The 11535-nt window shown below is 61.3% G+C and carries 8 protein-coding genes; all 8 read left to right on the top strand.

Translation table 11 applies throughout. The features are described 5' to 3' along the window. Positions 1 to 130: 130 nt before the first annotated feature. The 8 genes from A9J21_RS28925 (at position 131) to tssM (ending at position 11416) form a co-directional block, all read left to right on the top strand. Entirely contained in the window at positions 131 to 1102 is a 972-nt protein-coding gene (locus A9J21_RS28925) for a DUF3304 domain-containing protein (RefSeq protein WP_156546309.1), read from the top strand. Next, positions 1099 to 3510 carry a DUF2235 domain-containing protein gene (locus A9J21_RS28920; protein WP_066742101.1) on the top strand — a complete coding sequence of 804 codons (2412 nt, stop codon included), beginning with the start codon at positions 1099 to 1101 and terminating at the stop codon, positions 3508 to 3510. The genes A9J21_RS28925 and A9J21_RS28920 overlap by 4 nt, the downstream gene beginning before the upstream one ends. Positions 3511 to 3581: 71 nt before the next feature. Next, on the top strand, positions 3582 to 4046 hold the full coding sequence (yiaA, locus tag A9J21_RS28915) for an inner membrane protein YiaA (protein ID WP_066742129.1): 465 nt from the start codon (positions 3582 to 3584) through the stop codon (positions 4044 to 4046). 77 nt (positions 4047 to 4123) lie between these two features. Then, the gene (locus A9J21_RS31820; protein WP_156546306.1) at positions 4124 to 4393 is read left to right on the top strand and encodes a PAAR domain-containing protein; all 270 of its coding nucleotides are present in this window, start codon (positions 4124 to 4126) and stop codon (positions 4391 to 4393) included. A gap of 7 nt (positions 4394 to 4400) precedes the next feature. Next, complete coding sequence (tssJ, locus tag A9J21_RS28910; protein ID WP_082926680.1) at positions 4401 to 4934, top strand: type VI secretion system lipoprotein TssJ; 534 nt, start codon at positions 4401 to 4403, stop codon at positions 4932 to 4934. Between the two features lie 4 nt (positions 4935 to 4938). Further along, the gene (gene tssK / locus A9J21_RS28905; RefSeq protein ID WP_066742098.1) at positions 4939 to 6282 is read left to right on the top strand and encodes a type VI secretion system baseplate subunit TssK; all 1344 of its coding nucleotides are present in this window, start codon (positions 4939 to 4941) and stop codon (positions 6280 to 6282) included. After that, positions 6279 to 7577 (top strand): type VI secretion system protein TssL, long form, encoded by a 1299-nt coding sequence (gene tssL, locus A9J21_RS28900; protein ID WP_231907080.1) that lies wholly within the window; start codon positions 6279 to 6281, stop codon positions 7575 to 7577. Before tssK ends, tssL begins: the two co-directional genes overlap by 4 nt. A 14-nt stretch (positions 7578 to 7591) precedes the next feature. Further along, the gene (tssM, locus tag A9J21_RS28895; protein ID WP_066742093.1) at positions 7592 to 11416 is read left to right on the top strand and encodes a type VI secretion system membrane subunit TssM; all 3825 of its coding nucleotides are present in this window, start codon (positions 7592 to 7594) and stop codon (positions 11414 to 11416) included. Positions 11417 to 11535 lie beyond the last annotated feature (119 nt).

The following is an 11535-nucleotide window of genomic DNA, read 5'->3' as shown; positions in this document are numbered from 1 at the left end:
ATGTGGTCGAAGCGAATGCGGCCGAAGCGGAGGCGCTCCTCGCTCAACTATTGGAGCGCGAAGCGGCAGCGCGCCGTTGCAAGCGCTATGCCTCTCAAGCATCGGCGGATTGTCCGGAAGGAAAAGCAAGATGAGCGTACTACGCTGGCCGGCAAGGATGCCGGAAACGGATGCTGGTCGCTTGCCGGAAGGACCTAAAGCCTATGGAATCGGCCGCGGCAAGGTGGACAGCAGGAGAGCACCCGTGAAGTGCTGGGCAGCATTGGTGATATCGCTTGCGTTGTTCCACGTGGCTGGCTGTTCGGATGGCGGGTCGATGAGCGCATCACCCGCACCGGTGACAAATGACGCGCAGTATGAGCTGCCGCCCGTCGTGAATCCGGGCGGCGTGAGAGGGCTGAACTACACCCCGAACTACATCGTCCGCTTCGGCATCACCGGAGAGAACGGCATGCGCGGCGGAGGCCCCAATATCTGGCTAGTCGAAAAGGGTCAGGATGGCCCCGCTGGCGGAGGAGCCGAGACCTGCTGCATCGGCATCCCGGAGGTCTGGAAGCCCGACATGAAGGTAACGATCCGGTGGGAAGCGGAAAAGATGTCGGATGGCAAGACGCCGGGCGTTCACTACGTGGCGGAAGCGCGCATTCCGCAGTACGCGAGAGAAACGGCTGGAATGTGGGCGATCTTCCTGCCGGGGGATCGGGTGAAGGTGATGGTGCGAGATGGGAACGCCAATGGGCGTAACAGCATAAGCGCCCGGCCTACTGACGACGACCCATACGTGGCGCAAGGGGTGGTGGACGAGGAAGCGGAGCGCAAAGCGGCGGAGAGGCGGCGCAAAAATGCGGAGGGAACGGCGACGGAGCGCCGCCGCATGGCGAAGGCGCTCGAAGAGGAGGCGCTCTCAGCGGCTGGCGGCGAAGCGACGGAACTCCGCCGCCAGGCGGCGGAGCAGAGGCGACTGGCGGAGGCAGTTGAAGCCAATGCGGCCGAAGCGGAGGCGCTCCTCGCTCAACTATTGCAGCGCGAAGCGGCAGCGCGCGGCTGCAAGCACGATGCCTCTCAAGCATCGGCGGATTGTCCAGAAGGAAAAGCAAGATGAGCGTACTGCGCTGGCCGGCAAGGATGCCGGAGACGAATGCTGGCCGCTTGCCGGAAGGACCCAATGCCTATGGGCTTGGCTGCGGCAAGGTAGCGGATCCACAATGCAGTTGCGAGCGGACGCTGCACGTCAGTCTCTTCTTTGATGGCACCAACAACAACGACGATGAGAAGAATCCGTGGCGTGACTCGAACGATCAGTCGCACACCAACGTGGCGCGGCTTTTCGGCGCCGCGATCGACCGTCCGGAACAGGACATGTTCAAGTTCTACATAGCGGGTGTCGGTACGCCTTTCCCGGAGTTGGGCGAAGAAATTTACGGAAAGTGGGGGAAGGGATTCGCCAAAGGATTCGCCAAACGGTGCGCGTGGGGTTACACGCGGGTGCTCATGGCAATGTACGAGTCGATTAAGGGGGCGAATGAAGCGCCGCTGATGGGGGATCCTGAAGCACGCAGAATCTGCGAAGCGCTCGACGCCGGCAGATCCTCGCCCGATTTGAAGAAACGCGAGAGTGTCCTTGCTACCGCGCAGCAGAACCGCAAGGACGATGCCCAGCGGAACCGCGTCATCAAGAAGGTCTGGATCAACGTATTCGGCTTTTCACGTGGTGCCGCGGCGGCGCGCGTCTTTGTGAACAAACTTCTGACGGACTGGGCGCCGGGTGGAAAGCTCGTCGGCAGCATCCCCTATGAAGTCAATTTCGTCGGTCTGTTCGATACCGTGGCATCGGTGGGGCCGCCGGACTCTATCAATGGCGTTATCCCGTGGGACACCTTCGATGGCCATTACGCATGGGCGAAGGGCGGCGGATTGAACATTCCCACGTCGGTCAAACGCTGCGTGCACTTCTTTTCCATCCATGAGCAGCGCATGAGTTTTCCGCTGGACACTGTGCGCATGGGGAACAGCTATGCGCAAGGTGTTGCAAGGCTTCTCGAAGTCGCTTATCCCGGTGTGCATTCCGATGTGGGTGGCGGCTATGTTGCTCGGGAGCAAGGCAAGGCGCGTCTGGGCGATGACGACAAACTCAGCCAGATCCCATTGCATGACATGTACATCGAGGCGCTGAAGGCGGGAGTCCCGCTCCTGCTGCAAGACGGGATCAAAGAGCGTACTGCATTGGTGCGGGATTTCCGTATCACACCGGAGGTTGTCCAGGCATTCAATGCGTGGTTGGACAAGGTCATTCCGATCAGTACGGTGGAAGACGCCATGGAATTTGGCATGCGCCAGAATCTTATGTGGCGAACCCTGCGTGCGCGTGTCGGAGCAGGGAGCTATGTCACGAACCAGCCGTTTTTCAAGTCATGCCAACCGGGCAGGCAGGACAAGCTGACGCCGAATCAGGTCGAGCAGTTGCATGAGAAGGCGAAAAAACAGGATGCAGTCCTGTCGCGCCTTCAACGCGAGGCGCAGCAACTGCAGCGAGAGTGGAGCCTTGCTGCAGCGGAAGTGGGAAGCGCCGGAAATGAGGGTGACATCCCGGTCATGCTGGCGAGCGCAGAGAAGATGAAGGCAACGCAGGCAAAGATCGATGCCAAGCAGCTTGAGATCAAACGTCGCGAGGAATTTCTCTATGCACAGGTTGCTGGCAAGCCGCCGGAGCGCGTCAGGCCAGGAGAAGGCGCCGGTGAGATCGTCACCAATGACCAAACTGACCTGCTGGAAGGGGCGGAGGACTTCCGGCTCCTTCTGGCATCGCTGCAACCTGATCAGAATGATATTTGGCAAGCCGAGAAAATACCAGTGAGTCTTATGGAATGGCTGGAATTTGTCTCCAGTGCGGCCGCTCTGATAACGCTCACCATCCCCCGGGCAGCCTTTACACGTTCTGCCACAAACTCGGCTTCGCGCCTTTATATCGTGCGCCAGAATCGTCCCGCATCGGATTCTATGCGAGTCGCGCTGGTGAAGTCGAAAATTGGCCTAGTGACAGCAGCAATGAGCGACTACTCGCCCTCGGACGATGTGGTGCTGGAGGCCGCTCCTGAAATGGTGGGCTATCTGCGCAAGTGGACTTCCGCGGTCAATGTGGACCGCTTTGCAATCCAGGAAAAGGCTGCGATCAAGCTGTTCGATGACTACATTCATGACAGCCGCGCGTGGTTTCGGGTACCGCACTTCCACGAATATGCACCTGGCGGCTACGGCTGGGCTCGTACCTTTTTCATTGGCAACGATACGCGCGTGCGTCATCTCGGTATTCAATCGCGCGGGGAGACTGCCATAGGCGACGTTGCCGATGCCGTAGGGAAGCAGGTGCAGGCCGCGCGAAACGCGGCGATCGATGCCGCGGCAAATGCCGCTGCACAGGGCGCCGCTCCGATACTGGATTCGGCGGCGACACAGGGCAAACGCGCACTCGAGAAGGTCACACCTTCCAGCATTCCGATCCCGCGCCTGTAACAAAGACCAGAGCACGGGCAAACGCAACGCGCCGAATGGCGCAATTCGATTCACGACGAGTATCCATGACCATGCACCACAACTCGCAACAACCGTCTTTCGCCTTTGTCTCAGCATCCTGGGCGGCGCTGTTTGCCGGCGCTCTGTCCTTCCTGATAGGGCTGCTTAATTCCGATTTGCTACTGAACGAACGAGGCTACTACTTTACCGTGCTGGTCTATGGCCTGTTCGCTGCAGTTTCTGTCCAGAAGAGTGTGCGTGACAAGCTGGAGGGTATTCCTGTAACAGGGATCTATTACGGCCTGAGCTGGCTTTCCGTGATTATCGCTGTACTGCTGCTTTGCATTGGGTTGTTCAATGCAACGCTGGCACTGAGCGAGAAGGGTTTTTATGGAACGTCCTTTGCTCTCGCGCTGTTCGGTGCCATTGCGGTGCAGAAGAATACCCGCGACATTCAGGCAGCCCGGCCGACAGTCATCGAGCCGGACCTCGTGCGTCTGCAGGACGACAGTGCCAGCAGGCAAGGAGATGCGTAATTCGAATTCCTTACCGTCTTGCGAGAGCATCTGCCGCTGAAGCGGCAGGTTCATACGATCACCGAAGTGAGATTTGTATGCAAATACTTGGCTATGTCTGCCAGGGCGACGAAGCAAGTTGCGGCGCCGTGGTGGAGGAGGGCTCTGCTCAGGATACGTCCGACGGCGGTCGCACCTATACCTTCAAGGGGGCGCGCATGCATTGTGAAAAAAGATGTGTGATCGTCGATGGCGTGCACAGTTCCACGCTGTCAAATGGCCGGCCGCAAGTCGTACACGGCATGCTGACCACGAACGGTTGCTCCCTGATTTCCAAGCTCAATGGAACCGATGGCGAATGCATTTGAGAGGCTCATGGGGCGAGGCCTGGGACATCGAAGGCATCGTGTCCCGGCGTACTTGGCCGGGGCGTTCTGCGTGGGGATGGCGCTCACCGGATGCTCCACGACACCCGCCAGGACAGAGCAGATGAAGCTTGACCTGGCGATGACGGCCAAAGACACCGTCAATCCTGATCACAAAGGAAGGGCGTCGCCCGTCATGGTCCGCATTTATGAACTCAAGACGGAGCAAGCCTTTGAGAACGCAGACTATTTCACGCTCGACAAGTCCGACAAGACATTGCTGATGCAGGACTTGCTGGTGCGCGACGAGTTTGTCCTGCGTCCCGGCGAGTCCCGCGATATCGCGCGCAAACTCAATCCTGATACCCAGGCGCTAGGTTTCCTGGTGGGGTACCGGGAACTCGGGAAGGCCACGTGGAGAGCCGTCTACAAGCTGCCGCCTGCACCCGAGGCCGCCTGGTATCGCGCCGCGATCCCGGCGCGCAAGATCAAACTGCAAGTCTCATTGGACCAGCAGTCCATCACCATTTCTAAACCTGACTGAATCCATGAGCTGGTATAACAAGGTCGTCTGGAGCGAGGGACTGTTCTTGCGCCCGCAACTCTTTCAGCAGCAGGAGCGCTATCTGGAACATTACGCGCATAAGCGTAGCGCTGCATTAAGTCCGTTTTTCTGGGGATTTCATCATTTCGCGATCGATGCCGAGGCGCTTTCATTGGGCAAGCTGGTCGTGTCGGGCATGGCGGGCGTTTTCCAGGATGGCACGCCGTTCGATGCGCCGGCACATGCCGCGCTGCCGGCGCCGCTTGCGCTTCAGCACGAACACCTGAACCAGATCATTTATCTGGCGGTGCCGATTCGCACGCCAAATGCGGAGGAAACCAACTTCGAGGGTGCCACGGATTCGCTGGCACGGTACCGTGCCTTCGAGCAGGAATTGCTGGACGCCAACTCGATCGCGCAGGGACCCAAGCTGGTGCAACTGGCGGATTTGCGCCTTCGGCTTTTGCCAGAGAAAGAGCTGTCGGAATCCTGGCTCGGGCTGCCGCTCACCAAGGTCACCGAGATTCGCGCGGATGGCAGCGCCCGCCTGGATGCAGCCATGATTCCGCCAGTCAATGTGTACACGGCCAGTGCGTTGCTTCACACCTGGCTTACCGAGATTCACGGGCTGCTGCATCTACGCGCCGAGGCGATGGCGGAACGCCTTTCGGCGGCGAACATGCGGGGCGGCGACGCCGCAGAGGTGTCGGAATATCTTATTCTTCAGTTGCTGAACCGATATGAGCCGATTCTGACGCACCTGCTGGCCATCAAGTCCGCTTCGCCCGAAGTGCTATACGTGCATCTGGCGGCGTTATCCGGCGAGTTGTCGACTTTCGTGCGTACCCAGACGCGCCGCCCGGCCGAGCATGCCGCCTATCGGCACGACGCGCCCCATCTTTGTCTGAAACCCTTGGTCGACGATCTGCGCTTCTTGCTCAATGTGGTCCTGGAGCGCGCTGCGCAGCGCATCGAGATCAAGGATCAAGCGCACGGTGTACGCCTCGCGGTGCTCGATCCGAACGAGATCGATCGCTTTGCCACCTTTGTATTGGCCGTTACCGCACAGATCCCATCGGATGTGCTGCAGCAGCAGTTTCCCGCACAAACCAAGGTGGGGCCATCCGAGCGCCTGGCGGACCTGATCCGATCCCACCTTCCCGGGATTCCGCTGCTGGCGCTACCTGTTCCCCCACGACAAATCCCGTTCAACGCCGGGTTCGTCTACTTTGAATTGTCTCAGCAACACCCGCTATGGGAACAGGTGGAGCGGTACGGCGGTTTGGCACTGCATGTGGCAGGTAGCTTCCCAGAGTTGCGCATGGAATTGTGGGGGGTACGGCAATGATGCTCGACACTCCCGAACCTGGTGCGGCTGCGCCTGACGCTGGAGCGAGCCCCTGGATGGAGGCGTTTCCCGATGCGCCCCCCAGCGGAACGTCACAGCCGGCGGCTGCCGAAGAAAAGATCGTTCCAACGCTTGCGCGCAAGCCGATCGAACAACGTGTTGCGGAAATTGGCCAGAGCGCCAATCCGTTGCTCGCCGCGGCGCGTCCGTTGTTGCGGACGCTGGCCGATATGCCCGTGGACTTGCAACCCGCGCAGGGCGAATTGCTGAAGGAGTTTCTGGTCCTGGAAGCGGGGGATTTCCAGTCCGTCTGTGAACGCGCAAATATCCGTCGCGAGCACGTGCTCGCAGCGCGGTACAGCCTCTGCACGGCGCTGGACGAAGCCGCCAACGGCATGCCATGGGGCCAGCACACGTGGGCAAAGAACAGCCTGCTGATTCAGCTGCATGGCGAGAATGATGGTGGTGAACGGGTGTTTCACTTGCTCGGCCGGCTGGTCGAGTCGCCCAACGAACATATGGATGTGATCGAGGTCATCTACCACATCCTGTCACTCGGCTTCCGCGGACGCTACGCTGGCCACGCCGATGGCCACCGCCAGCTCGATGCAATCCGGCAGCGATTGTTGGACCTGATCAGCGGCGCACGCGAAAGTGTGCCGCTCGAGCTGTCGCCTCATTGGCGGGGTGCAGAGCCCGGGCGATTGAGCCTGCCGCGCACGGTGCCGGTCTGGGTCACGTGGTCGGTGCTGGCGCTTGCAGTCTTCGGACTTTTCGCCTGGTACAAATATCAGTTGCTGCTCCGCACGCATGACCTGGAACAGCAGATCCTCGCGATTGGCAAGGCTGCGCCGGCGGAGCCGCCCAAGACCATGCGCCTGGCCGAACTGCTCAAGGACGAGATCGCGCGTGGAGTCGTCAGCGTCCAGGAGGACGCCGTGCGCAGCGCAGTTACCTTCCGGGGCGACGATATGTTCGGGGGAGGTCAGGCTGAAGTCAGCACCAGGATCCTGCCGTTGCTGGACACGGTTGCCGCGGAAATCAACAAGGTGACGGGGCGGGTCACGGTAATCGGCCATAGCGACAACGTTCCGATCAGGACTGCCAGGTATCCCTCCAATCAGGCGCTATCCGAAGAGCGCGCGGCGACTGTGACCGAGTATCTCGCTGGCAAGGGCGTTGCCAAGGGTCGGCTGGAAGCGATCGGCAAGGGTGACACCGAGCCGCTGACCGATAACAGGACGCCGGCTGCCCGTGCGAAGAATCGCCGGGTAGAAATTGTCGTCACGCAGTAACTGGGGGTCAAGGGATGGCATTTCTGAAACGATTTGGGGCGGTGCTGCTTTCCAGGCAGACGCTCGCACTGGTCGCCGTGCTCCTGGTTGCGGGCGCCGTCTGGTTTATTGGCCCGCTGCTCGGCGTGGGTGGCATGTATCCGCTGGCAGGCGTTGGGGTGCGTGTCGCGGTTATTGTGCTGCTGCTCGTGCTGACGCTGTTCTGGCTACTTGGCTGGCCGGTCTCCACGATTGGGGTCGCCGCACTTTGCCTGCTGATATGGCATGCGGGCCCGCTGCTTGCGATCGGATCTCGCCAACCGTTGGAGCCAGCTTCGATCCGCATCTTGCTGATCTCGGCGATCGTTCTGCTGTTTGTCGTGTATCTCTTGTATCTGCTTTGGCGGCGCGCCCGAGCGGACGAGACGTTCGTCAGAAGCCTGCTGAATTTTGGTGGGGAACGACCTGAGGTTATCGGCAAGGACGAGATCGCCAGGATGGATACGGCGCTGCAGACCGCGCTGCGGCAGCTCAAGGGTATGCGCACGGGCAGCCGGATCGGCCGGCTGTTCGAGGGTCGGCGCTATCTCTATGAGCTTCCCTGGTACATGATGATCGGCGTGCCGGGGGCCGGCAAGACGACAGCGCTGCTGAATGCGGGACTGCAATTCCCGATTGCCGAGCAGATGAGTGCGGCATCGCGGGCGCGCCAGAGCACCGGGCAGACCGACTGGTGGTTCACGAACGATGCCGTCCTGATCGACACGGCGGGCCGCCTTACTGCGCAGGAATCGGGTTCTGCCCTCGATCCAGCCGAATGGAAGGGGTTTCTCGGCCTGTTGCGCAAGCACCGCGCGCGCGCGCCGATCAACGGGGCACTGGTAACGATCAGCGTGGGGGACCTGCTGCGGCACAGCGTTGAGGATCGGGTTGCTGAAGCCGCAAGGATTCGGGCGCGATTGGTCGAGCTGCGTGAAGAATTGGGTATCCAGTTCCCGGTCTACGTGTTGGTGACCAAGCTCGACCAACTGGCGGGCTTTACCGGCTATTTCCAGTGCCTGAGCAGCGAAGGGCGGGCCCAGCCCTGGGGCTTCACGTTGCCGGTTGCGGGCAAGCAACGTCGCGGGCAGCTTCCACCAGACATGACCGCGCAGTGCCGCGATGAGATGCGTGCGTTGGTAAAACGGCTGGAGAATGGGCTCGGTGGCCGACTGTACGAGGAGTTTGATCCGAGCCGGCGCAAGGCGCTTTATGCGTTGCAGGATGAACTCGGCAGCGTCACCGAGCCACTCGTGGCAATGCTCGAGCAAATTTTCCTGGACTCGCGCTATGACGACACGCAGCGCAATGCCATGTTGCGTGGCGTGTATTTCACCAGCGCGGCACAAACTGGGGAGGCGGTTGTCGGGGATGCAGGCACTGTGATACGGCAAGTGCGTCGCTACGCTACGTCTGGTCTTCAGGTGCCCGGTACTGCCGCGAATGGGACAACCGCAAGCCGGAGCTACTTCCTGCAGGATGTCTTCCAACGCATCGTCGTGCCAGAGGCGCACCTGGTGAAGCCCAACCTGCGCTGGGAGTTCCGCTTTCGGCTTCTGCGCATGCTCGGCCACGCCGTGGCATTGGTGATTTTCCTGTGGTTGGCCGGGGCGCTCTACACAAGCTTCGGCCAGAACAACAGCTATCTGGACGTCGTACAGGCAAAAGCCAAGACGTTGGCCGCCACGGTCACGGCGTTCTACAGGAAGCCGCTGCCGGATGCGATGCCCGAGGTGCTGACTGCCTCGCGTGACCTGCCTGGCATTGGCTGGCTGAATCCCGCCGATCCGTCGATGGGTTGGCGCTACGGTCTGTACAGCGCGCCGCCAGTCCTGGATGCCGCGATCGTCACCCACACCATGCTGCAGGACACCCTCCTGGTACCTTACCTGGTGCGGCGGGTTGAGTCGGTGCTGGCGGCTGCGGTGAATGCACGCGACGCCAAGCAGACCTACGACACCCTGCGGGTCTATCTGATGTTGCACGACAAGGACAAGTTCAACGCGTCCGACGTACGCAGTTGGGTGCAAAGCGACTGGGCTACCGGTAACGGGGCCGATGCCTTCGGTGGTCGGGTGGCGGTGCTGGAGCACCTGGACAGCCTGCTGGATAGCACGCGGCCCGTGCTGTCGCCCTATGCAAAGAATGAGGCGCTGATCCGCTCGGCACGGGAGTTCCTTGACCGCAATACGTCGATCGAGCGCTTGTATGATCGGGCCAAGGCAGCCATGGCGGAAGAGGCGCCGCAGGATTTCACGCTTGTCCGCGCGGTAGGGCCTCAGGCGGGCACCGTCTTTACGCGCGCCAGCGGCGAACCTTTGGAGCGTGGTATTCCCGGGCTCTTTACCTACGCCGGCTACCACGACCTGTTCAACGCGCGCCTACCGGAGTTCGTTGGCAAGGCCCAGGCCATTGATGCCTGGGTCATGGGCCGGGGCGCCGGTGTCGGTGCTCAAAAAAAAACGCCTGATGAGGCCGCAGGCAAGCTGAGCGGCAACGATCCCCTGACGCGGGAGATTCGGCGCCTCTACCTGAACGAGTATGCCGGACGTTGGGAGACGTTTCTCGCCGATATTCGTACGGTCACCGGCAATAACCTCGCCTTCGATCTGGAAATTCTGCGCAACTTCGCTGCGCCGGATTCGCCGTTGGCAAGGCTCGGCCGGGTCGCTGTGCAGGAAACCTCGCTGAGCCGCCCGGTTGAATCCGACGACAAGTCCCTCACCCAGAAGGCGCTGTCGGCGCTCGACAAGCAGTCGGACAGGATCAAGCCCCTGAGCGCGCGTGCCGAAGCGCGCCAGGAGCGGGAACTGGTCGATAGCCGCTTTGCCGCGCTACGTGAGGTCGTCACCGGTCAGGCCGATGTGGCGGCCCCCGGCGCCCAGACAAGTGCGGGCAAGCCGGCGCTGGATGCAATCGCGGGCATGGTCAACGCCTACTACACCAGCCTGGTGGTCGCCAACAACGCCTTGAATACCCGGAATCTGCCGCCACCCGCCGACGCCGGAGCGCAATTGCGCATGGAGGCCGCCAAGCTGCCGGCGCCGTTCAAGGCCGTGCTGGCCGATCTGGTGGTGCAGGGCACCCGCGACGTGAACAAGGGAATTGGCGACATCCTGATCGCACAGATGGATGCCGTGATTGGCGAAAGCTGTCGCAGTGCGATCGATGGCAAGTATCCGTTCACGCCGGGTTCGATGCAGGATGTCGATCCGGAAGACTTCGCCCGGGTCTTCGCCACGGGCGGTGTGCTGGACGACTTCTTCCAGAAGGTACTGGCCCCGCATGTCGATACCACCATCTCCCCTTGGCGCTACAAGCTCACAGCGCCGGACGTGCCACCGGTCGCGGGGCCCAGTCTGGTGCCATTCCAGCGCGCCAGGGAAATCCGCGAGGTGTTTTTCCGGGACCCGGGCGCAAGGAAGATGGCCTGGAAGGTGGACCTGAAGGTGGTGGAGCTCGATCCCGGGATTGTCGAGCTAAACATGGATTTCGACGGGCAGAGCCAACGCTACGTACATGGCCCGGTCATCCCGCTCAAGGTGACCTGGCCTGGCCCGCGCGGTGGACAGGGTGCAGGAATCACCGCCAGCCCGCGCGTCCGCCCGGATACATCGACGCTGACCGCCAACGGCCCGTGGGCACTGATGCGTGTGATAGCCAAGGGCACGCTCGCCGGGTCGGCCACCGCCAGCCACTTCATTGCCGAGTACGATTTCGATGGCCGCAAGGCCAGGCTCGACGTCAATACCGGGAGCCTTGCCAATCCATGGACAACGGGGTTGCTGCAAGGATTTCAATGCCCGGGGAGGTCGGGGTGACAACGGGGCCGCGGAGCTTCGACAAATCGCCGTCCCCAGGTGGATTTGCGCGGCACAACGTTCCGCCGGATCGGATTGACGTGTGGCGCACCTGGATTTAGCGACAGTCGATGCCGAGA

It is taken from the genome of Cupriavidus sp. D384, from assembly GCF_001652915.1.
Classification (GTDB): domain Bacteria; phylum Pseudomonadota; class Gammaproteobacteria; order Burkholderiales; family Burkholderiaceae; genus Cupriavidus.
This window is presented reverse-complemented; position numbering and strand designations above follow the sequence as displayed.